Below are 23,528 nucleotides of genomic sequence, written 5' to 3'. Positions count from 1 at the left end.
ACACCGCATCACCCTTACCCCTGTAGGAGCGTCGACCGACTGCTCCTACAGGGCAGGTGAGAACCCTCAGATTTTTTCCCACACCTCAAAGCTGAACGCCGGTTTGTCATCCGCCGCCGGGTGCGGCTCATTCGATACCCGCTTCCATTGCGCCTGATCAAACTCAGGAAACCACGCATCGCCTTCAGGGCTCAGGCCCACCCGCGTCAAATACAGCCGGTCAGCATCCGCCAGCCCCTGGCTGTACAGTTGTGCGCCGCCGATCAGCATCACTTCGCTCACGCCCTGCTCCTGCGCCCACGCTTGAGCCCGCTCAACGGCGGCCTCCAGTGATGCAAAAACTTCGGCACCTTCAAGCTGCAGGCCGGTCTGACGACTGACCACCAGGTTCAAGCGGCCCGGCAACGGGCGGCCCAGGGAATCCCAGGTCTTGCGACCCATGATGATCGGCTTGCCCAGGGTGGTGGCCTTGAAATATTTGAAATCCGCCGGCAAATGCCACGGCATGCTGTTGTCGACGCCGATCACGCGGTTTTCACCAAGTGCCGCGATCAGGCTGAGGGGGAGTGATTTTTTCATGGGCGCGAGGATACCAGAGCCGCCCGCGCCAGCAGTACCCGGTCCGACGTAACAGCGGTTATGCTCTTGGCACACTTGAATGGAATGTCGCGTGACTCAACTTGCCCCCCTGCACCGCCTCTGGCTGACCGAAACCGTGCGCCTGCGCGAAGAACACGCGGGCCCTCTGGACGATCTGGAAGCCAGTCGCCGCGCCCGCACGGCTGGCGGTGACTTATCCACACGCTTGCAAAACCGTGCCCTGTGGCTGGCCGAACGCGATGGTTTGCTCGGCGCCATGCAGCATTGGCTGCAAGGCGCCCGGCTGGCGCTGCTGGTATTGGCCGTACTGGCCGTGATCAGTGGGGCCGGGCTTGCCTTTGCCGCCCTGGGCGACGGGCAAAACCCGGTCAATGTATTTTGGGCGCTGGGCAGTTTGCTCGGGCTCAATCTGATTTTGCTGCTGAGCTGGGCGCTGGGCCTGCTGTTTGCCGGTGAACACGGCGCCAGCCTGGGCCGGCTCTGGTTGTGGCTGAGCGAAAAATTCGCCCGCGACGCCAAGGCTGCACAACTGGCACCTGCGTTGTTGCTGTTGCTGCAACGCCACAAACTCAATCGCTGGGCACTCGGTTCGCTGGTCAATGGCCTGTGGCTGCTGGCAATGCTCAGCGCACTGCTGATGATGCTGCTGCTCATGGCCACCCGCCGGTATGGCTTTATCTGGGAAACCACCATTTTGAGCCCGGATGTGTTTGTTGCCGTCACCCGCAGTCTCGGCGCGCTGCCGGGCTGGCTGGGTTTCGGCGTGCCGACCGATGAGATGATTCGCGTCAGCACTGACACCCGCTACAACAGCGAATTGCTGCGTCAGGCCTGGGCGGTCTGGCTGGTGGGCATAGTGCTGTTCTACGGTGTGATACCGCGCCTGCTGCTGGCAGCGTTCTGCCTGTGGCGCTGGAAACACGGGCGTAACGCCCTGCAACTGGACCTCAACCTGCCGGGCTACAGCCAGTTGCGCGAGCGCTTGATGCCCAGCAGCGAGCGTCTGGGCGTCAATGATCTGGCCCCCGAACACCTGCACAACGTGCAGGCCGGGCACTCCGACCTGCAAACCGATGGCGCGCTGATCGTCGCCATCGAGCTGGACGATCAACACCCCTGGCCGCCCAAACTGCCCGCCTCGGTCAAGGACGCAGGCATCCTCGACAGCCGCGAGTCCCGGCAACGCTTGCTGGAACAAATGACCCGCTTCCCGCCGGCCCGCCTGGCCATCGCCTGCGACCCGCGCCGATCCCCGGATCGCGGCAGCCTGGCACTGATTGGCGAATTGGCGCGCAGTGCCGCCCAGACCCGCATCTGGCTGCTGCAGGCGCCACCCGGCCAGGCACTGGACGCTGACCGGCTGAGCGACTGGCATAACGCATTGCAACAACTGGAGCTGCCGTTCGCCACCAGCGCCCCCTTGAACTGGCTGGAGACAGGCCATGACTAAGCCACTGACGCTGGCCGTGGTCGGCCACACCAATGTCGGCAAAACCTCGTTGCTGCGCACCCTGACCCGGGATGTCGGGTTTGGCGAGGTGTCCCATCGTCCCAGCACCACTCGCCATGTCGAAGGCGCGCGGCTGTCGGTGGACGGCGAGCCGCTGCTGGAGTTGTACGACACGCCCGGACTGGAAGACGCCATCGCCCTGCTCGACTACCTGGAGCGCCTCGACCGTCCCGGCGAACGCCTCGATGGTCCGGCGCGGGTGGCACGGTTTCTGGAAGGCAGCGAGGCGCGCCAGCGTTTTGAGCAGGAAGCCAAAGTGCTGCGCCAACTGCTGGCCTCGGACGCCGGTCTGTATGTCATCGACGCCCGCGAACCGGTGCTGGCCAAGTACCGCGACGAACTCAGCGTGCTGGCCAGTTGTGGCAAGCCGCTGCTGGCGGTGCTGAATTTTGTCAGCAGCCCGCAGCATCGCGAACCTGAATGGCGCGAAGCCCTGGCCCGCCTCGGCCTGCATGCACTGGTGCGATTTGACAGCGTGGCCCCGCCCGAAGACGGCGAGCGCAGACTGTACGAGAGCCTGGCGCTACTGCTGGAGCATTCACGCGAGGCCTTGCAGCGTCTGATTAGCGACCAGCAGGCACAACGCGAAGCACGCAAGCACAGTGCCTTGCGCCTGATCGCTGAACTGTTGATCGACTGTGCCGCCTGTCGCCGCAGCGTGGTCAGCGAAAAAGACGCCGAGCAACAGGCCATCAACGAATTGCGCCAGGCAGTCCGGCAACGGGAACAGCGCTGCGTTGAAGCCTTGCTCAAACTCTACGGATTTCGCGCAAGCGATGCTGCGGCCAGTGATTTGCCGTTGCTGGACGGCCGTTGGGGTGATGACCTGTTCAACCCCGAAACCCTCAAGCAACTGGGAGTCCGCGTGGGCAGCGGGATTGCCGCAGGCGCCGCTGCCGGTGCAGGAGTGGACTTGATGGTCGGCGGCCTGACGCTGGGCGCGGCAGCACTGGCCGGGGCCATCGCCGGCGGCGCCCTGCAAACCGCGCGCAGCTATGGCAGCCGCTTGCTGGGCAAGCTCAAGGGCCAGCGCGAGCTGACCGTGGATGACAGCGTGCTGCGATTGCTGGCCTTGCGTCAGCGCCAATTGCTGCATGCCCTCAACGCTCGCGGGCATGCGGCGGTGGACAGCATCAAGGTTGCCACCCCGCAGGACAAAACCTGGCGCGAAGGCAAACTGCCAGAAGCGCTGAACAAAGCCCGTGCGCACCCGCAATGGTCATCGCTCAACCCGCACCCGAAACTGAGCCAGACCGAACGACAGGAGCAGATCGGGCTACTGACCCAACAGATCTGACCCCTGCTCCTACAGGTCATGGGCAAAGGGCCAAAAGGTCAGCTGGCCAATAGTCGAACGGCCTTGTCCTTGAGCATTTGCAGGTCGATGACCGGCACCTGCACTTGCTTGGCCTGTTCGTCCCAGACCCGCATGCGCAGGCTGAGCTGGCATAGCGGATCCTGCTCGAAGGCATCGGCTTCAGACTCGCTCATCAGCCCGCCCTGATACCCCAGTGTACGAATGCTGGCTTCACTCAACAGCTCGTAGTACCCGGGCTGGCGCAGGGTCAGGTAGCGCTTGGCCTGTACGTGGTATTCCACCAGTTTCGCCATCCGCTCGCTAAAGCCTGCACGGCGCAAGTAATCAGCCCCGACCCGCTCATGACTGACTACCCCGTAACCGTTCATGTTCTTCGCGTCATTGACACAAAAGTGTCCGATATCGTGAAAGAACGCGGCAAGCACCACTTCATCGTCACAGCCCTCGTTGAGCGCCAGCTGCGCTGCCTGGGACATGTGTTCAATCTGCGACACCGGTTCGCCAATGTAATCATCGCTACCGTACTGGCGGTACAAAGCAAAAACCGCTTCCACCACTTGCTGCGCATCACTCATCACAACTCCTCCAGCAGCCGGGCCATATTGCCCTCGGCCATCGCCGGGCCCACGCTCATGCCCACCCCGGTTTGCATCAGCGCGGCGCTCAGGCCGGGCGCCACTTGCAGCCAGGTAAAGGGTTTGGCCCCCCGGGCACCATAGACCCCCTGCCAGCGCTCAACCACCTGCACTTCACAACCAAGGGTCTGCTCGCACAGTTGCAGCATCCAGTTGTCCACCTGCTCGCCATTGAACGGCGACGGATCACGGCCGTAATCGTGGGAATCCCCGATGATCAAGTCCCCGTAAGGAGTCGGACTGACCAGCAGATGAATCCCGTGCCGATCCAGATGCGGGCTGTCGCGCAGGATGTCGGCCTGTACCGCTGCCGCTTCCGGCAAGTCGGCAAAGGCGCCGTAATGCACACAGCTGAGGCCGGTCATCAGCGCATGTTGCAGCTGCAAATCAATTTTGGGCCGCACACGCAGCATTTGCAGACGGCAGATCTGCGGATCGAGGCTGGCCAGCGGTTCAGCCAGCAAGGTCTGGTAGTCATGCCCGGAACACACTATGACTTGCGCGCCTTTAAAACTGCCGGCAGTGGTATGGACGTAGCCCGGCTCGACTTCACTGACCAGGGTCGAGAAGTGAAACTCTACGCCCAGCTCCCGTTGCAGGTACCCGATCAACGCCGGGATGGCTTCGCGCGAGTACAGCTGCTGGTCATCCAGCCCGTGAAGGGCGGCGCGATGATGGCTGAACTGGCCGCCATACAGCCGGTCCAGATCGGCGCCCCGCAGCAGCTCGGCGCGGTAGCCGAATTCGCGGGCCCGGCCCTGGCAAAAGACATCCAGCAGGTGCTCTTCGGCTTCGGTACGGGCGAACAGGTACGAACCGTTTTGCTTGAGATCGAAACCTGCCTGCTGCGCCCAGCCAGCCCAGATCTCGCGGCTGGCGCGGGCCAGGTCCAGCATCTCTCCTGGCGGCTGGCCGGTCACCAGCGCCATGCCGAAGTTGCGTACGGAGGCGCCCAGCGGCGTGGCGCTGCGCTCAAAAACCTGGACCTTGAGCCCGCGCTTCGCGGCCGCAAAGGCATGGGACAGGCCCAGAATGCCGGCACCAACGATAAGGATTGTTTGAGTCATAAGCATGTCCTGATGGAGCGGGCTTCTGTAGGAGCAGCCGGTCGACGCTCCTACAGGTTTTGTGTGTTGAGAAAGTTACTGCGCCACTTTCTCGGACTTGCCGTCATAGCGCTTGCGCCATTCGGCCAGGATGCTGTCGCGGTTCTGTGAAGCCCAGGCGAAGTCGTTCTTGATCAGGCGCTGTTCGTAGTCCGCTGGCAGTTCGGTCTGCGGCTTGGCGATGCCGGGTTGTGCGAGCACGGCGAAGTTCTCTTTATAAAGCTCCATCGCCGCCGGGCTTGCAGAGAAGTCGGCCAGCTTTTTCGCCGCCTCTTCATGGGGTGTGCCCTTGATCACGGCGGTGGCTTCGATCTCCCAGCCCAGGCCTTCCTTGGGCAACACGATGTCCAGCGGTGCCCCCTGGCGCTTGAGCTGCACGGCCGGGTATTCGAACGAAATACCGATCGGGAACTCGCCGGAAGCCGCGAGTTTGCAAGGCTTGGAGCCGGAGTGGACGTACTGGCCGATGTTCTGGTGCAGTTCATCCATAAACTGCCAACCCTGCTTCTCGCCGAAGGTTTGCAGCCAGGCACTCACATCCAGAAAACCGGTACCCGAGGACGCCGGGTTGGGCATCACGATCTTGCCTTTGTATTCGGGCTTGGTCAGGTCTTGCCAGCTCACCGGTTTGCTCAGCCCCTGCTTTTGCGCCTCGATGGTGTTGAAGCAAATGGTCGCGGCCCACACGTCCATCCCCACCCAGGCCGGCGGGTTGGCTGCATCGCGGTAGTTGGCGCCGATCTTGGCCAGGTCCTGGGGGGCGTAGCTTTGCAGCATCCCTTGCTGGTCCAGAATCGCCAGGCTGGAGGCGGCCAGCCCCCATACCGCATCGGCTTGGGGGCGGGCTTTTTCAGCCAGCAGCTTGGCCGTGATGATGCCGGTGGAGTCGCGCACCCATTTGATCTCAATGTCCGGGTTGGCCTTCTCGAAAGCCCGCTTGTAGGTTTTCAGTTGCTCGGCTTCGAGGGCCGTGTACACGGTCAACTCGGTTTTGCCAGCAAAGGCGTTGAAGCTAAAAGCAGTGAGGACAGCAGCGGCAAGGGCAAGCGGCTTGAACATGGTGCGGTTCCTTTTGGTTTTAGTGAGCAAGCGTTGAATGGCACGGGTCATTGCACAGGTGCGCCCTGGCGCCAGGCCTGGGAGCGGCGCAGCAAGCCGCGTGAAGCCCAGGCCAGCAGCAGGGACACGCCCGCCGAAGTGAACAGAATCAGGGTCGACATGGCCGCCGCGCCGCCAACGTTGCCGGCATCGTCCATGTTCAGCACGGCCACCGCCGCGAGGATGGTGTCGGGGCTGTAGAGGAAGATCGCCGCCGACACCGTGGTCATGGCCGAGACGAACAGGTAGCGCACGATGTCGAGCAACGCGGGCAGGCAGATCGGCACGGTGACGCGCCAATAGTGGCGATGCAGCGGCGCCTTCAGTGATAGCGCGGCGGCTTCAAACTCGCTGTCCAGTTGGCGCAAGGCGGTGGTCGCGGTCATTTGCGCGGTGGTCAAATAGTGAGCAATGGTGCATACCACCAGCAGCGTCATCGTCCCGTAGAGCACATGCAGCGGGTTGCCCGGCAGGTTGAAAAAGAACACGTAGCCCAGGCCCAGGACCAGACCCGGTACTGCCATCGGCACGAAGCTGAGCATGCGCAGTGCCAGATTCAGGCCTTTTTGGCCGTTGCTCTTTTCCATCAGGTACGCGCCGGTGAAGATCAGCACGCTGCCGATCAGTGCCGCGCACAACGCCATGGTCACGCTGTTGCGGTAGGCCAGCCAGCCACCGCCTGCCGTGTCGTTGAACTGGTAGTGATTGAGCGACAGCGACAAGTTGTACGGCCAGAACTTGACCAGTGACGAGTACACCGCCATGCCGAACACCAGTAACAAGGTGGCGCAAATCAGCAACACAATGGCCAGGTAACAGCGATCACGTACTGTCGAGGGCAGTGGTTTGAATACCTGGGCCCGCCCGCTCATCGAGTCGCCATGCTGGCGGCGCAGCCAGGCATCCACGGCGAAGCTGAACAGCGCGGGCAACAGCAGCACCATGCCGATCAAGGCACCGCGACCGAATTGTTGTTGTCCGACCACGGCCTTATAGGCTTCCAGCGCCAGCACCTGATAATCGCCCCCCACCACCACCGGTACGCCGAAGTCGGTGATGGTCAGGGTGAACACCAGGCAGAAGGCGGCGAACACCGCCTGGCGGGTGCCAGGCCAGGTGATACTGCGAAAGGCTTTGAAGGGCCCTGCCCCCATGCTCGATGCGGCGTCGAACAAGCGCGCATCGGCCAGGGACAGTGCTGAAAGCAGAATCATCAGGGCGTGGGGGAAAGTGTAAATCGCCTCACCCAGCACGATGCCCCAGAAGCCATAGATGTTGTCCGAAATCAGCCCGCGCAACATGCCCTGATTACCAAACAGGTACACCAGTGCAATGCCCGGCAACATCGAAGGGGCCATCAGCGGCAACAGCGAAAGGCCGCGCCAGATGCGCTTGCCGGGAATCATTGTGCGCTGCAGTGCGTAGGCAAACAGGTAGGCCAGCGGGACCACAATCGCCGCCACACTCAGGGATACCTTCAGGCTATTACCCACCAGCCAGTGAAAATTGTCGCTGGTCACCAGCTCCCGTGCCGCCACCCAGCCACCGCCCTGGCCATCCTCGGCGCTGAAGCCGCGCCAGAAGATCGCCAGCAATGGCATCAGTACCGCCACACCCAGCAGCAGCAAGAGCAGCAGCTTGCCGCCGACCACGAAAATCCTGTCGCCGAGTTCTGCGCTGGAGGTTTTAGGGATCACTTTGCCGGGCACTGGCAGGGCCATTTCAGCCGCCATCTCAGGCAAACACCTGCAGGCTGTTTGGCGGCAAGGCGACAACAATGTCCGGGGCCCCAAGGCGCGGCAGGTCCTGGCTGCCGACTTCAGCAGTCAGCGCGTGGCCCGGCAAATGGTTGAGTTCAAAGCTCATGCGGCAGCGATTGCCCAGGAAGGTGATTTCGCGCACCCGCGCCGGGAACAGGTTCTCCTGGTGCAGCAGCGGATTGACGCTGATGGCCTCGGGACGGCAGAACAGACGGCCCGATGCGGCACGCCCGGCATCGTCCGCCAAACGCATGTTCATGCCGCCGACCCGGGCGTGGGTGGCGCTGTTACGCTCGAAGGGCAGCCAGTTGCCTTGCCCGACGAACTCGGCCACAAACGGAGTGGCGGGCCTGTCGTAGATTTCCTGCGGGGTGGCGTATTGTTCGACCTTGCCATTGTTCATCACGGCAATGCGGTCAGCCATCAGCATGGCTTCGTCCTGGTTGTGGGTCACCATCAGCGTGGTAATGCCCAGGCTGCGCTGCAACTGGCGCAGCTCGGTACATAAATGCTCTCGCACACGGGCGTCCAGGGCCGACATGGGTTCATCGAGCAGCAACAGCGAAGGCGACGGTGCCAGGGCGCGGGCCAGGGCCACTCGCTGCTGCTGGCCGCCGGAGAGCTGGCCGGGGAATTTCTTTTCGCTACCGGTCAGGCCCACCAGTTCCAGCATGGCCGCGACCCGTTTGCGCACCACGTCACGACTGCTGCCGGCCAGGCCGTAGGCGATGTTGGCTTCGACTGTCAGATTGGGGAACAGCGCGTAGGACTGGAACAGAATTCCGTAGTCACGGGCTTGAGGTGCAAGGTCAGACACATCGCGATCACCCAGATACAGCACACCGTTGTCCTGGCGTTCAAGCCCGGCGATGCAGCGCAGCAGGGTGGTCTTGCCGCAGCCGGACGGCCCCAGCAGGCACACCAGCTCGCCAGCAGCGACCTCCAGCGATACATCATCCAGCGCATTGAAAGCGCCAAAGCGCTTGCTCACATTGCGCACCTTCATAGGCACGCCCGGTTGGGTCAAAGCGGTTGCGTTCGAGCTGTTCATGGATGCACCTCATCAAGCAGATGGGGCTCATCCTAGAGGCGCAATGCGTACAGGATGTGGCAGTAAGGCAAATTCTGCCGATAGAGGTATTGGTGGTTTTTGGATGGGGTGGCTGTAGGAGCGAGCTTGCTCGCGAGCTCCTGGAACGGCTCGCGAGCAAGCTCGCTCCTACAGGTTGGGGTATTCGCTCAGGCCGGAGCCATTTCCTGCGCCAGCCCCAAAAAGGCCGCCGGCAGACGCGCAGATTTGCGCTCTTTGAGGCAGTACAGGTATTCAGCTATTTGCGGCGCACCTTCGAGGGTCAGCACCCGCAGTTGCGGATCGTGGGGCACTTCCTGGCGGGCGATGATGCTGATGCCGATGTTGCGCAACACCGCCTCGCGGATCGACTCCCGGCTACCGATTTCCAGCAGTGGACCAAAGCCGACACCGGCGCCGGCAAGTAATTGCTCGGTGAGTTTGCGGGTAGTCGAACCCTGCTCGCGCATCAGCAGACAATGCCCGGCCAGCGCGCTGAGCCGCACGTGATCGAACTTGGCCAGCGGGTGGTTGCGATGCACCGCCAGCACCAGCGGATCGGTCCCCAGCACCCGGCGAATCAGCCTCGGGTCATCCACCAGTTGCGAGGAGGCGGCGATATCCACCCGGTATTCGTCCAGCGCTTCGAGCACTTGCTGCGAATTGCCGATATCCACCGACACTTCAATTTGCGGCAGGCGCTCGCGAAAGGTTTTCACCAGATCGAGGATGTAGTACGGGGCGGTGGCGGCGATGCGCAGGGTGCCGGTGCCATGACCGCTATTGCGCAAAAAGAATTCTATGTCGGCTTCTTGCTGGATCAGCGCCTTGACCATCGGCAGCAAACGCACACCGTCATCGCTGAGGGTCAGGCGCCGACCGCCGCGGTAAAACAGCTCCACCGCGTATTGGCTTTCGAGCTGACGGATCTGCGTGGTCACGGTCGGCTGGCTAAGCCCGAGCTTTTTCGCTGCCTGAGTAATGCTGCCCAATTGGGCCACCCGGTAAAACGCTTTCAGCTCGGCACTCAGCACTGCGGCCTCTCTTGATCTATTTGCGCAGCAGGCGCAAACCGTTGAACACCACCAACAGGCTCACGCCCATGTCGGCAAACACGGCCATCCACATGGTGGCCATACCCAGGAAGGTTACCGCAAGGAAGATCCCTTTGATGACCAATGCCAGGGCAATGTTTTGTTTGAGGATGCTGGAGGTCTGACGTGACAGACGAATGAACGCCGGGATTTTGCGCAGATCGTCGTCCATCAGGGCGACATCGGCGGTTTCAATCGCGGTATCTGTACCGGCAGCCGCCATGGCAAAACCAATTTCGGCGCGGGCCAGTGCCGGTGCGTCGTTGATCCCGTCGCCGACCATGCCAACGTGATGGCCCTGGGCATACAGCGCTTCAATTGCCTTGAGTTTGTCGTCGGGCAACAAGTTGCCCTGGGCCTGATCAATCCCCACCTGGGCCGCGATGGCGCTGGCGGTATGCGGGTTGTCACCGGTCAGCATCAGGGTTTTGATCCCCAGTTCATGCAACTCGCGAATCGCTTCGCGACTGGACTCCTTGACCGTGTCGGCCACGGCGAACAAGGCCAGCGGACCGGAACTGTCGCAAAGCAAAATCACGGTTTTACCCTGCTTCTCGAGGGCAAAGAGCTTTTCTTCCAGTGCCGGTGAGCACAAGTTCAACTCCTCAACCAGACGATGGTTACCCAGGTGATAAACCTTGCCGTCGATTTCACCGCGTACACCACGCCCGGCCAGGGCGGTGAAGTTATCCACAGCCCGCAGCGTCAGGTTTTTATCCACAGCGGCATTGGCCACCGCCAGGGAAACCGGGTGATCGGAGCGGGTCGCCAGACTCGCGGCCAGCAACACCGCGCTCTCGGTCACCAGCGGGTCGAGTGGCAAGTAATCGGTTTGCACCGGCTTGCCGTGGGTGATGGTGCCGGTTTTATCCAGCGCCAGAAAATCCAGCTTGTGACCGCTTTCGAGGTACACCCCGCCCTTCACCAGAATCCCTTTGCGTGCCGCAGCGGCCAGACCGCTGACAATGGTCACGGGGGTCGAGATGACCAGCGCACACGGGCACGCCACCACCAGCAACACCAGGGCGCGATAGATCCAGTCAAACCATACGCCACCCATAAACAGTGGCGGAATCACAGCTACCGCCAACGCAAAGATGAACACCACCGGGGTGTAGATTTTGGCGAAGCTGTCGACAAAACGCTGGGTGGGAGCCCGGGCGCCCTGGGCTTGCTCTACCGCGTGGATGATCCGCGCCAGGGTCGAATTGCTGGCCGCAGCAGTGACCCGGTATTCCAGCGAGCCGGCCTGGTTGATGGTGCCGGCAAATATTTTGTCGCCGACGGTTTTCTCGATCGGCAGGCTTTCACCGGTGATCGGCGCCTGATCGATGGTCGAACTGCCCGCCACCACTTCGCCGTCCAGGCCGATGCGCTCGCCGGGGCGTACGCGCACGATGGCGCCCAGTTCGACGTCTTTAACCTCACGTTCCAGCCAGCTGCCATCAGCCTGTTGCACGGTGGCCTTGTCCGGCGCCATTTGCATCAGGCCGCCGATGGCGTTGCGCGCCCGGTCCAGGGATTTGGCTTCGATCAATTCGGCCACGGTAAACAGGAACATCACCATGGCAGCTTCTGGCCATTGGCCGATCAGCACGGCACCGGTCACGGCAATGCTCATCAGCGCGTTGATGTTCAGGTTGAGGTTTTTCAGGGCAATCCAGCCCTTTTTGTAGGTGGTCAGGCCGCCGCTGAGGATCGACACCAAAGCCACCAGTGCAATCACCCAGGTCGGCGCGGCATCGGTAAAATGCAGCACTTCAGCCGCCAGTGCACCGACACCGGCCACGGCCAGCGGCCACCAGTGTTTGCTGGCAGGCGGGGTTACGGGGCCGGCCGCATCAGTGTCCGACTCCAGCGAGTCGGCCTGCATGCCCAGGGATTTGATGGCCGCGATGATGGGTTCAGTCGACGGCAAGTCGTGGGTCACACCCAACACCCGATTGATCAGGTTGAATTCCAGTTGCTGCACGCCCGCCAGCTTGCCCAGCTTGTTCTGGATCAGGGTTTGCTCGGTGGGGCAGTCCATGGCTTCGATACGAAAGCTGCTCAAGCGGGCGCCCGCCGTAGGGGCAGCGCTGAGCTTGATTACGCTCGGGGCCTCGGCTGCAGAGCAGCAGCTGTGCCCATGGCCGGCATGCTCATCTTTCTTGCCATGATCGTGATCGTGATCGTGATCGTGATCGTGATCGTGATCGTGATCGTGATCGTGGCCAGCATGGGGCTTGTGGTGGGTGTGAATGGAATCGCTCATCAGGTTGCGTCCGCAAAAGGTGCCTGTTGCCAAGTAAAGACCCTGTAGCCACTATAGGGTCAAGCACCCTTTCGGAGATAACCGTAATGAAAATTGGCGAACTGGCGAAATTGACCGACTGTCAGGTCGAAACCATCCGTTATTACGAACGTGAAGGGCTGCTGCCGGAGCCTGCGCGCAGTGAAGGCAACTACCGGTTGTACACCCAGGCCCATGTCGAGCGACTGACGTTCATCCGTAATTGCCGCAGCCTGGACATGACCCTGGAAGAAATCCGCAGCCTGCTCAATTTGCGCGACAGCCCCCAGGATCAATGTGAAAGCGTGAATGCGCTGATCGATGAACACATCCACCACGTCAAGGCGCGGATCGATAGCTTGCTGGCACTGCAGGCACAACTTCTGGACCTGCGCCAACGCTGTGGCGAAGGGCCGAACGCAGAGCATTGCGGGATTTTGCAGCAGCTGGAGGTCAGCGGCTCAGTCAGTGCGCCGCAAGGCGAACCGAGCCATGTGGGCAGAAGCCACGGGCATTGATACCACCGACAACATCAAAACCTGTAGGAGCGAGCTTGCCTCGCGAGCTTTGTAAGGATCGCGAGGCAAGCTCGCTCCTACAGGAGACCGGGGTTTACACCGCCATCGGGGCGGTCATGGGCGCATGGTGCTGGTAGCCTTCGAGGCTGAAGTCACCCGGTTCGATCAGGCCCAGCCATTCAGGCTGGTACACGCCAGTCTTGGCGAATTCCGGTACACGGTCCGAAATCACCAGTTTTGGCATTGGGAACGGCTCGCGGGTCAACTGTTCGTTGAGCATGTCCAGGTGGTTTTCATACACGTGGGCATCACCGATGAAGTAGGTGAACCAGCGCGGCGTGTAACCGGTCAGGCGACCGATCAGGCTCAACAGCGCAGCACCTTCGGTCAGGTTGAACGGCGTGCCCAGGCCCAGATCGTTGGAGCGGATGTAAAGGGTCAGGGAAATTTCCTTGGTCTCGACATTCGGGTGGAACTGGTACAGCAGATGGCACGGCGGCAGGGCCATTTCGTCGAGCTGGGCGCAGTTCCAACCGTGGAACAGAATACGGCGGCTGCCCGGGTCGTTGATGATCGTGTCCACACACTGGCGTACCTGATCGATGGCTTTGTACAGCACCACGTAGGCCTGGCCGTCTTCTTCGCCGTCAGCAATCTGCCGATAACCCTGGCTCAACGACAGTTCGATTGCGGCCTGGTTGCTGCTCGCAATTTGCTTGTACGCCGGCCATTTGCGCCATTGCACGCCGTAGATTTCCCCCAGGTCGTCTTCACCCTGACGGAACGGGTTGGCCAGCCACTGGGCGTTTTCGTTGGCGTTCTGGTCCCACACTTTGCAGCCCAGGGCGCGGAAGTCTGCAGCGCTGTTTACCGGGCGCAGGAAACCGCACATCTCGCCAATCGCAGATTTGAACGCCATACGACGGGTGGTGATGGCCGGGAAGCCTTCCTTGAGGTCATAGCGCAGCATGGCGCCGGGCAGACTGATGGTCTTCACCCCGGTGCGGTTGGCTTGCAAGGTGCCATTTTTGATGACGTTGGCAACGAGATCGAGATATTGCTTCATGGTTTTCCTACCGTTTGAATGCAGGGCGGTGTGCGCCCTGCGATTCGAATTCATTACGCAGCTTTTTGAGCCGCTGGATCGCTGTGGTAAGCCCACCAGATCAGTAACAGACCGCCGAGGATCATCGGGATGCAGAGAATTTGCCCCATCGTCACCCAGCCGAACGCCAGATAGCCTAGCTGAGCGTCAGGCACGCGAACGAACTCGACGATAAAGCGGAAGATGCCGTAGAACAGGGCGAACATCCCGGAAACCGCCATCGTAGGACGAGGTTTGCGCGAGTACAGCCAAAGAATCAGGAACAGTGCCACACCTTCCAGCGCAAACTGATAAAGCTGCGACGGATGGCGCGCCAGTTGCTGAGGGTCGGTAGGAAAGATCATTGCCCACGGCACATCGCTGGCCTTACCCCACAACTCGGCATTGATGAAGTTGCCGATACGACCGGCGCCCAGGCCAATCGGCACCACCGGTGCAATGAAGTCCATGATCTGGAAAAACGACTTGCCGTTGCGTTTACCGAACCACCAGACGGCCAGCATCACGCCGATCAGCCCGCCGTGGAACGCCATGCCGCCTTTCCAGACCTCGAAAATCAGCAACGGGTTGGCGATGTAAGCACTCAGGTCGTAGAACAGTACATAGCCCAGTCGGCCGCCGACAATGACGCCCATGGCCACCCAGAACACCAGGTCAGAGAGTTTCTCCTTGGTCCAGGTCGGATCGAAGCGGTTCAGACGTCGCGACAGGATCAGCCAGGCTGCGCCTATGCCGATCAGGTACATCAAACCGTACCAATGGATTTTCAGCGGACCAATGGCCAATGCCACCGGGTCAATCTGCGGGTAAGGCAGCATTGCGACTCCTTGTTAGATCAGGAAACTCAAACCGGCACAGGACAACAGCACCGCATACAAATTTGATCGGCATGGTAACGGAAGGGAGGCCTTGGGCTCTAGTGAATGGCGTGACAGGCTGAGGCAATCTATAAGTACAGTGATTAAAAAAACATTAAGGACTGCCCATGTGTCTGATTGTATTCGCCTGGCGCCCCGGCCACGCCCAGCCTCTGGTCGTAGCGGCCAACCGTGATGAGTTTTATGCGCGCCCCGCAAAGCCCCTGGCGCAGTGGGTCGATGCGCCTCAAGTGTTTGCCGGCCGCGATCTGGAGGCAGGTGGCACCTGGCTCGGGGTAGGTGCCAACGGGCGCTTTGCGGCGCTGACCAATATTCGTGAACCGCACAAGCCACCTTCGCGGCGCTCGCGCGGGGAGCTGGTATCTGACTTCCTGAGCGGTAACCAGTCAATTGGCGAGTATTTCGCTGACGTTGGCCGTCGTTCAGTGGAATATGCCGGGTTCAACCTGTTGCTGGGCACTGGCGATCAGCTCTGGCATTACAACTCCCGGGATGTGGCGCCGCAGTTACTCGAAGCCGGGATTTATGGCGTGTCGAATGCCGGGCTGGATACACCGTGGCCCAAGTTGCTGAAGGCCAAGGCCGCCCTGGCCGAGATAATCAATGATCCTCAGCCGCAAGCACTTCTGGCGCTGCTCAATGACCGCCAGACGGCGCCGTTCAGTGATTTGCCTGATACCGGCGTAGGCCTGGCCACGGAGAGCTTGCTGTCGAGCGTGTTTATTTCCAGCCCCAGCTACGGTACCCGCGCCAGCACCGCACTAATTGTGAACGCAGACGGTTCGAGACTGATGGTTGAACACAGCTTTGGCCCGTTGGGTGGGCGCTTGGGAGAGGTAAAAATCCAGGGATGACCCAGATTCCACTATAGGAGCGAGCTTTTAACAGCTCGCGAGCAAGCTCGCTCCTACAGTCCTGCAGAGGGATGATCAATAAGGTTTGATTGCCGCCGGGTTCATCATGCGGGTCAGGCCCATGTTTTTCAGGGCCAGTTGCACGGTGCTGCGAATCACCTGCGGATTGTCGATGGTCATCACTTCTGCCAGCAGTTCCTTCGCACGGCTCAGGCTGACCTGGCGCAACATCCACTTCACTTTCGGCAAGTTGGTGGCGTTCATCGACAAACTGTCAAAACCCATGGCCATCAGCAAAATGGCAGCTGCCGGATCACCGGCCATCTCGCCACAGATACTTACTGGCTTGCCTTCGGCATGCGCATCGCGCACCACTGATTGCAGGGCCTGCAGCACCGCAGGGTGCAAGTAGTCATACAAGTCGGCGACCCGCGGATTGTTACGGTCCACGGCCAGCAGGTATTGGGTCAGGTCGTTGGAGCCCACCGACAGGAAGTCCACCTGGCGCGCCAGTTCCTTGGTCTGATACACAGCGGCCGGAATTTCGATCATGACCCCGATAGGCGGCATCGGCACATCAGTGCCTTCGTCACGCACTTCACCCCAGGCACGGTGCAGCAGGTGCAAGGCTTCTTCAAGTTCGTGGGTGCCGGAGATCATCGGCAGCAAAATACGCAGGTTGTTCAAGCCTTCGCTGGCCTTGAGCATGGCCCGGGCCTGAACCAGAAAGATTTCGGGGTGGTCGAGGGTGACGCGAATCCCGCGCCAACCAAGGAACGGGTTGTCTTCCTTGATCGGGAAGTACGACAGTGACTTGTCGCCGCCGATGTCCAGGCTGCGCATGGTCACCGGTTGCGGATGGAAGGCGGCGAGTTGCTCGCGATAAATCGCCAGCTGCTCCTTTTCGCTCGGAAAGCGCTGGTTGATCATGAACGGCACTTCAGTGCGGTACAGACCTACGCCTTCGGCGCCACGTTGCTGTGCACGGGCCACATCGGCCAGCAGGCCGGTGTTGACCCACAGTGGCATGCGATGCCCGTCAGGGGTGATGCACGGTAGCTCACGCAGGGCATCAAGGCCCTGAGACAGCTGGCGTTCTTCTTCGACGACCTCGGCGTATTGCTTGCGCAGTACATCGCTGGGGTTGGTATAGACCTCGCCGTGGTAGCCGTCGACGATCATCTGAATGCCGTCGACCCTGGAGTACGGCAGGTCAACCAGGCCCATTACCGTCGGAATGCCCATGGCCCGGGCCAGAATTGCCACGTGGGAGTTGCCCGAACCCAATACCGACACCAGACCGGCAAGCTTGCCTTCGGGAACTTCACCGAGCATGGTCGCGGTCAGTTCTTCACTGACCAGAATGGTGTGGTCGGGGTAGACCATGGTTTGCTGACGGTCATGTTGCAGGTAGGCCAGCAGGCGCCGCCCCAGGTCACGCACATCCGACGCCCGCTCGCGCAGGTAGTCGTCATCCATCAGTTCGAAACGGTTGACGTGATCAGTCACCACCTGACGCAGCGCGCCCTGGGCCCACTGACCGGTCTTGATCACATTTTTAACTTCGCTGCCCAGCGACGCATCGTCGAGCATCATCAGATACACGTCGAACAGCGCCTGCTCTTCGGGCCGCAATTGAGTGGCGAGTTTTTTCGAAACGGCGCGCATATCGTTGCGCACACCTTCGAGGGCTGTTTTGAACAGCGCAATTTCAGCCGGAATATCGGTAATGCTCTTGTCAGGAACCACGTCCAGATCAGCCGGGGGCAACATGACCACCGCCGTACCGACCGCCGCACCCGGAGAGCCCGGTACACCGACAAACTTGGCTTCCTGGATGCCCTTGCCCTGACGCCCCAGGCCGCGGATCGAGCCCGTGGCTTCGGCGTGGGCAATAACGCCCGCCAGTTGCGCACTCATGGTCACGAGGAAGGCTTCTTCGCCCTCATCGAACTGGCGGCGTTCCTTTTGCTGGATGACCAAAACCCCGACAACTCGTCGGTGGTGGATAATCGGTGCCCCCAGGAAAGAGGCATAGCGCTCCTCACCGGTTTCAGCAAAGTATCGATAACGAGGGTGATCGGCGGCGTTTTCGAGGTTCAGAGGTTCTTCACGGGTGCCCACCAGGCCGACCAGGCCTTCGTTGGGCGCCATGCTGACTTTGCCGATCGAGCGCTTGTTCAGGCCCTCGGTCGCCATCAGGACAAAACGATTGGTCTCTGGATCAAGCAAATAGACCGAGCAGACCTGACTGCCCATGGCCTCTTTGACGCGCAGCACAATAATCCCCAACGCCGCCTTGAGATCCTTGGCGGAGTTAACTTCCTGGACGATCTTGCGCAGCGTATTGAGCATGGCTCGGGGTCGAACTCCGTGTCAGGCGCGCGTTAAAAGGCGCGGGGCAAGCTCTTTGAGAGCGCGACGGTAAACCTCGCGCTTGAATGTCACCACCTGGCCCAACGGATACCAATAACTGACCCAGCGCCAGCCATCGAACTCCGGTTTACCGGTCAAATCCATCCGCACCCGTTGCTCGTTGGAGACCAGGCGCAGCAAAAACCACTTTTGCTTCTGACCGATACACAGCGGTTGGCTGTGGGTACGGACCAGGCGTTGCGGCAAACGATAACGCAACCAGCCTCGCGTGCAGGCGAGTATTTCTACATCTTCGCGTTCAAGGCCAACTTCTTCGTTCAACTCACGGTACAAGGCGTCTTCCGGCGTCTCATCAGGGTTGATACCGCCCTGCGGAAACTGCCACGCGTCTTGATTGATTCGGCGAGCCCAAAGTACCTGACCAGCATCATTTGTCAGAATAATCCCGACATTAGGGCGGAAACCATCGGGGTCGATCACGGCAACAACCTCGCAAACGCATGTCACCGCATTGTTCCACAAAGGTTGTGAAAGCAGCAACGCGCCTTCCTGCCTTATGTGCACTCTTATGAAAAGACCGTATTCTTGTAGCCTTTTAACAGACACTTCAGCGGGTAATTTCAATGCGACTGGCTTTATTCGACCTGGACAACACCCTCCTGGGCGGCGACAGCGATCACGCTTGGGGCGATTATTTGTGCCAGCGGGGCATTCTCGACGGCGATGCTTACAAGGCACGTAACGATGCCTTTTATCAGGATTACCTGGCCGGCAAACTCGACAACGCCGCCTACCTTAATTTCAGCATGGAAATCTTTGGCCGTCATGACATGGCTCAACTGGATCAATGGCACCGCGAATTCATGCGCGATTGCATCGAGCCGTTGATGTTGCCCAAGGCACACGCCCTGCTGGAAAAGCACCGTGCTGCAGGCGACACGCTGGTCATTATCACGGCCACCAACCGCGTGGTAACGGCACCGATCGCCCAAAAGCTGGGCGTGGAACACCTGATTGCCACCGAGTGCGAAATCGTCGATGGCCGCTATACCGGTCGCAGCACCGACGTGCCGTGCTTCCGTGAAGGCAAGGTGACACGCCTGAACCGCTGGATCGAAGAAAATGGCTACAGCCTGGAAGACAGCTGGTTCTATAGCGACTCGATGAACGACTTGCCGCTGCTGGAGCAAGTGACCCATCCGGTGGCGGTTGATCCTGATCCTAACCTGCGTGCTGAAGCCGAAAAACGCGGCTGGCCAGTGATGACGCTGCGCGACTGAACCGACACCCACTGTAGGAGCGAGCTTGCTCGCGAGCTTTTCATCGCGACAACCGACAGCTCGCGAGCAAGCTCGCTCCTACAGATGCTCATAACAGGGTCAAACCGGCTTGGCGCCCATCAGCCCGGCAATGGCGATAAAGCAAACTGCACAAAAAATCGCCAGACCCAACGTGAACCCCGGATGTTTGGCCACTCGCCCCAATCGCAGGCGATTGAGCCGTACCAGCAACCACAACCAGCTCAAGCCACCCACCAGATACAAACTGCTGCCCGCCAGCAACCACAACTGGCTCAGCGGCCAGCCGGCCATATGCACCAGGAACCAGCCACTCACCGGCAGCGCCACCAGGCACACGGCCTTTAACGCCCAGACAAAGGCCCAGGGCCGCCTTACGATGGCGCCGGACAGATCCTTGTCCCCCGCCCGCCAGCGACGAATCACCACCACCAGCAAAGCAATGGCGCTGACGAACAGCAGCAATGTGCAAACGCCATGCAGCAGTTTTAACGCGGTGAACGTTTCCATTTGATTAATCCCTTGAGCCGTTCAATCAGCGTAGCGGCTATCAGCCAAGAAACAGCTGGTACGCCGGGTTATCGCTCTCATCCCAATACGGATAACCAATTTCAGCCAGGGCTGCCGGTACCAGATGACGCTCATCGGCAGGTACCTGCAGCCCGGCCATGACACGACCATCGGCCGCACCGTGGTTACGGTAATGGAACATCGAAATGTTCCAGCGTCCGCCCAGCTTGTGCAGGAAGTTGAACAGCGCGCCCGGGCGCTCCGGAAATTCGAAACGGAACAGCAATTCATCACTGACCTTGGCCGCATGCCCGCCGACCATATGCCGGATGTGCAATTTGGCCAGTTCGTTCTCGGTCAGGTCGACCACCGGGAAGCCTTGCCCGATCAGACTGGCCAGCAGTGCACTGCGCGGGTCGTTTTCCGGGTGGGTCTGCACACCGACAAAAATGTGCGCCTCGCTACCGGTGTGATAGCGATAGTTGAATTCGGTAATCTGACGCTTGCCGACAGCCTGGCAAAACGCCTCGAAACTGCCCGGCACCTCAGGAATGGTCACCGCGATGATGGCCTCGCGACCTTCGCCCAGCTCGGCCCGCTCGGCCACATGGCGCAGGCGGTCGAAGTTCACATTGGCACCGGAGTCGATGGCAACCAGGGTCTGGCCGCGCACACCGCGCTGTTCAACATACTTCTTGATCCCTGCCACACCCAGGGCACCGGCAGGTTCGGTGATCGAGCGGGTATCGTCGAAGATGTCCTTGATCGCCGCACAAATTTCGTCGGTGCTGACGGTGATCACTTCGTCAACGTAGTCCTTGCAGATGTCGAAGGTGTGCTGGCCAATCTGGGCCACGGCCACGCCGTCGGCAAAAATCCCGACCGCAGGCAGCACCACGCGCTCGCCGGCCGCCATCGCAGCTTGCAGGCAGTTGGAATCATCGGGCTCGACGCCAATGATTTTGATATCGGGGCGCAGGTATTTCACATACGCGGCAATCCCGGCGATCAACCCGCCACCGCCCACCGGTACAAAGATCGCATCCAGCGGTGCCGGGTGCTGGCGCAGAATTTCCATCGCCACGGTGCCCTGCCCGGCAATGGTGTGCGGGTCATCGTAGGGGTGAACGTAGACGTAGCCTTCCTTCTCAACCAATTGCAGCGAGTAGGCCAGGGCTTCCGGGAACGTATCGCCGTGCAGCACCACAATGCCGCCCCGTGAACGCACACCTTCGACCTTGATCTCGGGAGTGGTTTTGGGCATGACGATGGTGGCCTTGACCCCCAGCACCTTGGCTGCCAGGGCCAGACCCTGTGCATGATTGCCCGCCGACGCGGTGACTACGCCACAGGCACGCTCGGCGTCACTCAAATGCATGAGCTTGTTGTAAGCGCCGCGAATCTTGAACGAGTACACCGGCTGCAAATCTTCGCGCTTGAGCAAAATATGGTTGCCCAACCGCTCGGAGAGCTGGTTGGCAGCTTGCAAGGGGGTTTCTACGGCAACGTCATAAACGCGCGAGGTGAGGATTTTCTTAACGTACTGTTCGAGCATCGGAAAGCTTCACTGGGCGGGTTGGCAGGGACCAAGGAGTCTACCCCAGCGTTTACGCAACCGACCACACGAAAGGGAAGGTTTATTAGGGCCATCTCAATCGCCGGCAAGCCAGCGCCCACCTATTGCCATCACACCCGCCACACAACCGGGCGCTTGCCTCTATAATGCGGGCCCTTCTGTTCCCCTTCCCGCCCGGAGCCCCCCATGACCCAGGACCAACTCAAACAGGCCGTAGCCCAGGCTGCCGTCGACTTCATCCTCCCAAAGCTGGATGACAAGAGCGTCGTAGGGGTCGGCACCGGCTCCACGGCCAACTGCTTTATCGATGCCCTGGCACTGCACAAGGGTGCCTTCGACGGCGCCGTGGCCAGCTCCGAAGCCACTGCCGCGCGCCTCAAGGGCCACGGTATTCCGGTATACGAACTGAACACCGTCAGCGACCTTGAGTTCTATGTCGATGGCGCTGATGAAAGCGACGAAAACCTGAACCTGATCAAAGGCGGCGGCGCAGCCCTGACCCGCGAGAAGATCGTGGCCGCCGTGGCTAAAACTTTTATCTGCATTGCCGACGGCAGCAAGCTGGTACCGGTGCTGGGCGCGTTCCCGCTACCTGTTGAAGTGATCCCGATGGCCCGCAGCCATGTAGCCCGCGAACTGGTCAAGCTGGGCGGCGACCCGGTTTACCGCGAAGGCGTGGTGACGGACAACGGCAATATCATCATCGACGTGTTCAACATGCAGATCACCAACCCGGTAGAGCTGGAGCGTCAGATCAACGCCATCGTCGGCGTCGTGACCAACGGCCTGTTTGCAGCCCGCCCGGCTGACCTGCTGTTGCTGGGTACCGCTGAAGGCGTGAAAACCCTGACCCGCTAACCCAAACTTGTAGGAGCGAGCTTGCTCGCGAGCTCTTGATGGCCGGCTGAAAAGCTCGCGAGCAAGCTCGCTCCTACAGTTTGTTTTTTTATGTTTTATGGTTTTTTGAACACGTAAAACAGATTCGGCTCACTCACCACGTACAACGTCCCTTCGTCGTCCATGGCGACACCTTCCGCTTGTGGCACTGTTTTTTTCAGGCCATGACGGCCCTTTTTCAGCGATAGCGTGCTGATAGGCCGCCCGTCTATATCCAGCTCCAGCAACAACCTCGATTCATCGGACAAAGCCAGCAAATGCCCGCTGCGCTCGTCAAACTGCAAACTCGACAGATCGCGAACAAACAACCGGGCATCACGCCGCGCATTGGTTACCACGTGGATGGCAGACGGCATCTGGGGATTGTCCTGAGGGAAGCCCCGCACTTCGTAAATCAGCATCGGATCACGCTCCTTGGCCACAAACAGCCGTTTGCCGACCGAGTCGTATGCCAACCCTTCAAACCCCTTGTTACCCCGCAGATGGATCCCCAGCGTCAGTTGCTCCGCCTCCCGGGCATTGAGCACCAGAGTGTTGTCATCAAGCCTGACCTTGAAAAGCCGCTGCTCACGCTCGTCGGCAATCACGTAGGTATTGGCGTCAATAAACTCAACCGCCTCGGCATCGCCAAACCCGACCAGGGCAATGCGCCGCACAATCCGGCCATCCAGGGACAGCTCAACCAGTTCGGCATTTTTGTTGGTCACGGTAAACAGGCTTTTACGCAGCGGGTCGTAGGTCAGTGCCGAGACATCGTCCTCAAGCCCTTCAATCACCTGACCTTGCACCACGGCGCGATACTCGCCCAGATTGATCGCTGCGGGATTGGCGAGTTGCCACAGCCGGTTGACCTTGAACCAGGTGTGCTCGAACAGACGGTAATGTTGTGCGGCAAAACCGGCAGCAAGCAGAGTTAGAAGCAGAGCAAGAGCGCTAAAACGATTGAAGCGGAGCATTGGGCCGAACTCAAAGAAAAATCAGGCGGGTGAAATACCATGACCGGATTAATTCAAACTTAACAACCTGGCCCGCCGTGTGCGCGGCCCGGGCTTGC

At 60.4% G+C, this 23,528-nt stretch carries 21 protein-coding genes; 6 read left to right on the top strand and 15 right to left on the bottom strand.

Annotated features, from left to right (window positions below):
* Positions 1–66 precede the first annotated feature (66 nt).
* Entirely contained in the window at positions 67–579 is a 513-nt protein-coding gene (locus AOC04_RS21445; protein ID WP_060696554.1) for a dihydrofolate reductase, read from the bottom strand.
* A 91-nt stretch (positions 580–670) separates the two neighbouring features.
* Between AOC04_RS21445 and AOC04_RS21440 the strand changes: the two genes are divergently transcribed.
* The gene (locus AOC04_RS21440; RefSeq protein WP_060696553.1) at positions 671–2,050 is read left to right on the top strand and encodes a DUF2868 domain-containing protein; all 1,380 of its coding nucleotides are present in this window, start codon (positions 671–673) and stop codon (positions 2,048–2,050) included.
* Positions 2,043–3,407, top strand: a complete 1,365-nt coding sequence (locus tag AOC04_RS21435; protein WP_060696552.1) for a GTPase/DUF3482 domain-containing protein — start codon at positions 2,043–2,045, stop codon at positions 3,405–3,407. The genes AOC04_RS21440 and AOC04_RS21435 overlap by 8 nt, the downstream gene beginning before the upstream one ends.
* A 38-nt stretch (positions 3,408–3,445) precedes the next feature.
* Here the strand turns inward: AOC04_RS21435 and AOC04_RS21430 are convergent, their stop codons facing one another.
* From AOC04_RS21430 to AOC04_RS21400, 7 genes are all read right to left on the bottom strand, one after another.
* Complete coding sequence (locus AOC04_RS21430; RefSeq protein WP_060696551.1) at positions 3,446–4,003, bottom strand: phosphonate degradation HD-domain oxygenase; 558 nt, start codon at positions 4,001–4,003, stop codon at positions 3,446–3,448.
* Entirely contained in the window at positions 4,003–5,130 is a 1,128-nt protein-coding gene (locus AOC04_RS21425; protein ID WP_060696550.1) for a TIGR03364 family FAD-dependent oxidoreductase, read from the bottom strand. The genes AOC04_RS21430 and AOC04_RS21425 overlap by 1 nt, the downstream gene beginning before the upstream one ends.
* A 75-nt stretch (positions 5,131–5,205) precedes the next feature.
* Entirely contained in the window at positions 5,206–6,228 is a 1,023-nt protein-coding gene (locus AOC04_RS21420; protein ID WP_060696549.1) for a putative 2-aminoethylphosphonate ABC transporter substrate-binding protein, read from the bottom strand.
* Positions 6,229–6,275: 47 nt separating this feature from the next.
* Entirely contained in the window at positions 6,276–8,000 is a 1,725-nt protein-coding gene (locus AOC04_RS21415) for a putative 2-aminoethylphosphonate ABC transporter permease subunit (RefSeq protein WP_060696548.1), read from the bottom strand.
* Between the two features lies 1 nt (position 8,001).
* Positions 8,002–9,078 carry a putative 2-aminoethylphosphonate ABC transporter ATP-binding protein gene (locus AOC04_RS21410; RefSeq protein WP_060696547.1) on the bottom strand — a complete coding sequence of 359 codons (1,077 nt, stop codon included), beginning with the start codon at positions 9,076–9,078 and terminating at the stop codon, positions 8,002–8,004.
* Positions 9,079–9,266: 188 nt separating this feature from the next.
* Positions 9,267–10,130, bottom strand: coding sequence for a LysR family transcriptional regulator (locus AOC04_RS21405; protein WP_060696546.1), 864 nt, complete (start codon positions 10,128–10,130; stop codon positions 9,267–9,269).
* 16 nt (positions 10,131–10,146) lie between these two features.
* Complete coding sequence (locus AOC04_RS21400) at positions 10,147–12,444, bottom strand: heavy metal translocating P-type ATPase (protein ID WP_060696545.1); 2,298 nt, start codon at positions 12,442–12,444, stop codon at positions 10,147–10,149.
* An 86-nt stretch (positions 12,445–12,530) separates the two neighbouring features.
* On the opposite strand from AOC04_RS21400, the gene cadR reads away from it, so the two are divergent.
* Complete coding sequence (gene cadR, locus AOC04_RS21395; RefSeq protein ID WP_060696544.1) at positions 12,531–12,980, top strand: Cd(II)/Pb(II)-responsive transcriptional regulator; 450 nt, start codon at positions 12,531–12,533, stop codon at positions 12,978–12,980.
* A 94-nt stretch (positions 12,981–13,074) separates the two neighbouring features.
* On the opposite strand, the gene AOC04_RS21390 is transcribed toward cadR, so the two are convergent.
* Entirely contained in the window at positions 13,075–14,046 is a 972-nt protein-coding gene (locus tag AOC04_RS21390) for a thymidylate synthase (protein WP_060696543.1), read from the bottom strand.
* A 53-nt stretch (positions 14,047–14,099) separates the two neighbouring features.
* Positions 14,100–14,903 carry a prolipoprotein diacylglyceryl transferase gene (gene lgt, locus AOC04_RS21385; RefSeq protein WP_060696542.1) on the bottom strand — a complete coding sequence of 268 codons (804 nt, stop codon included), beginning with the start codon at positions 14,901–14,903 and terminating at the stop codon, positions 14,100–14,102.
* 167 nt (positions 14,904–15,070) lie between these two features.
* On the opposite strand from lgt, the gene AOC04_RS21380 reads away from it, so the two are divergent.
* Positions 15,071–15,817 (top strand): NRDE family protein, encoded by a 747-nt coding sequence (locus tag AOC04_RS21380; RefSeq protein ID WP_060696541.1) that lies wholly within the window; start codon positions 15,071–15,073, stop codon positions 15,815–15,817.
* A 75-nt stretch (positions 15,818–15,892) separates the two neighbouring features.
* Here AOC04_RS21380 and ptsP read toward each other — a convergent pair whose 3' ends face one another.
* Together ptsP and AOC04_RS21370 are read right to left on the bottom strand one after the other, a co-directional pair.
* Positions 15,893–18,172: a phosphoenolpyruvate--protein phosphotransferase gene (gene ptsP, locus AOC04_RS21375; protein WP_060696540.1), complete on the bottom strand. Its 2,280-nt coding sequence runs from the start codon at positions 18,170–18,172 to the stop codon at positions 15,893–15,895.
* 21 nt (positions 18,173–18,193) lie between these two features.
* On the bottom strand, positions 18,194–18,673 hold the full coding sequence (locus AOC04_RS21370) for an RNA pyrophosphohydrolase (protein WP_019828104.1): 480 nt from the start codon (positions 18,671–18,673) through the stop codon (positions 18,194–18,196).
* Between the two features lie 143 nt (positions 18,674–18,816).
* Here AOC04_RS21370 and AOC04_RS21365 point away from each other — a divergent pair, with 143 nt between their 5' ends.
* Positions 18,817–19,473 (top strand): histidinol-phosphatase, encoded by a 657-nt coding sequence (locus AOC04_RS21365; protein ID WP_060696539.1) that lies wholly within the window; start codon positions 18,817–18,819, stop codon positions 19,471–19,473.
* 99 nt (positions 19,474–19,572) lie between these two features.
* On the opposite strand, the gene AOC04_RS21360 is transcribed toward AOC04_RS21365, so the two are convergent.
* Together AOC04_RS21360 and ilvA are read right to left on the bottom strand one after the other, a co-directional pair.
* Positions 19,573–20,001 (bottom strand): DUF2269 family protein, encoded by a 429-nt coding sequence (locus AOC04_RS21360; RefSeq protein ID WP_060696538.1) that lies wholly within the window; start codon positions 19,999–20,001, stop codon positions 19,573–19,575.
* Positions 20,002–20,041: 40 nt separating this feature from the next.
* The gene (gene ilvA, locus AOC04_RS21355; RefSeq protein ID WP_060696537.1) at positions 20,042–21,556 is read right to left on the bottom strand and encodes a threonine ammonia-lyase, biosynthetic; all 1,515 of its coding nucleotides are present in this window, start codon (positions 21,554–21,556) and stop codon (positions 20,042–20,044) included.
* 207 nt (positions 21,557–21,763) lie between these two features.
* On the opposite strand from ilvA, the gene rpiA reads away from it, so the two are divergent.
* Complete coding sequence (rpiA, locus tag AOC04_RS21350; protein WP_003444561.1) at positions 21,764–22,435, top strand: ribose-5-phosphate isomerase RpiA; 672 nt, start codon at positions 21,764–21,766, stop codon at positions 22,433–22,435.
* Positions 22,436–22,530: 95 nt separating this feature from the next.
* On the opposite strand, the gene AOC04_RS21345 is transcribed toward rpiA, so the two are convergent.
* The gene (locus AOC04_RS21345) at positions 22,531–23,430 is read right to left on the bottom strand and encodes an SdiA-regulated domain-containing protein (RefSeq protein WP_060696536.1); all 900 of its coding nucleotides are present in this window, start codon (positions 23,428–23,430) and stop codon (positions 22,531–22,533) included.
* Positions 23,431–23,528: the final 98 nt, after the last annotated feature.

Source organism: Pseudomonas versuta, from assembly GCF_001294575.1.
GTDB classification, from domain to species: domain Bacteria; phylum Pseudomonadota; class Gammaproteobacteria; order Pseudomonadales; family Pseudomonadaceae; genus Aquipseudomonas; species Aquipseudomonas versuta.
This window is presented reverse-complemented; position numbering and strand designations above follow the sequence as displayed.

Coding starts and splice junctions, on each gene's coding strand:
- ilvA (WP_060696537.1), bottom strand. CDS start 21,556: ATGCTCGAACAGTACGTTAAGAAAATCCTCACCTCGCGCGTTTATGAC.
- AOC04_RS21425 (WP_060696550.1), bottom strand. CDS start 5,130: ATGACTCAAACAATCCTTATCGTTGGTGCCGGCATTCTGGGCCTGTCC.
- AOC04_RS21410 (WP_060696547.1), bottom strand. CDS start 9,078: ATGAACAGCTCGAACGCAACCGCTTTGACCCAACCGGGCGTGCCTATG.
- AOC04_RS21400 (WP_060696545.1), bottom strand. CDS start 12,444: ATGAGCGATTCCATTCACACCCACCACAAGCCCCATGCTGGCCACGAT.
- AOC04_RS21390 (WP_060696543.1), bottom strand. CDS start 14,046: ATGAAGCAATATCTCGATCTCGTTGCCAACGTCATCAAAAATGGCACC.
- AOC04_RS21435 (WP_060696552.1), top strand. CDS start 2,043: ATGACTAAGCCACTGACGCTGGCCGTGGTCGGCCACACCAATGTCGGC.
- AOC04_RS21420 (WP_060696549.1), bottom strand. CDS start 6,228: ATGTTCAAGCCGCTTGCCCTTGCCGCTGCTGTCCTCACTGCTTTTAGC.
- cadR (WP_060696544.1), top strand. CDS start 12,531: ATGAAAATTGGCGAACTGGCGAAATTGACCGACTGTCAGGTCGAAACC.
- ptsP (WP_060696540.1), bottom strand. CDS start 18,172: ATGCTCAATACGCTGCGCAAGATCGTCCAGGAAGTTAACTCCGCCAAG.
- AOC04_RS21380 (WP_060696541.1), top strand. CDS start 15,071: ATGTGTCTGATTGTATTCGCCTGGCGCCCCGGCCACGCCCAGCCTCTG.
- AOC04_RS21360 (WP_060696538.1), bottom strand. CDS start 20,001: ATGGAAACGTTCACCGCGTTAAAACTGCTGCATGGCGTTTGCACATTG.
- AOC04_RS21430 (WP_060696551.1), bottom strand. CDS start 4,003: ATGAGTGATGCGCAGCAAGTGGTGGAAGCGGTTTTTGCTTTGTACCGC.
- AOC04_RS21365 (WP_060696539.1), top strand. CDS start 18,817: ATGCGACTGGCTTTATTCGACCTGGACAACACCCTCCTGGGCGGCGAC.
- AOC04_RS21415 (WP_060696548.1), bottom strand. CDS start 8,000: ATGGCGGCTGAAATGGCCCTGCCAGTGCCCGGCAAAGTGATCCCTAAA.
- AOC04_RS21445 (WP_060696554.1), bottom strand. CDS start 579: ATGAAAAAATCACTCCCCCTCAGCCTGATCGCGGCACTTGGTGAAAAC.
- rpiA (WP_003444561.1), top strand. CDS start 21,764: ATGACCCAGGACCAACTCAAACAGGCCGTAGCCCAGGCTGCCGTCGAC.
- AOC04_RS21345 (WP_060696536.1), bottom strand. CDS start 23,430: ATGCTCCGCTTCAATCGTTTTAGCGCTCTTGCTCTGCTTCTAACTCTG.
- lgt (WP_060696542.1), bottom strand. CDS start 14,903: ATGCTGCCTTACCCGCAGATTGACCCGGTGGCATTGGCCATTGGTCCG.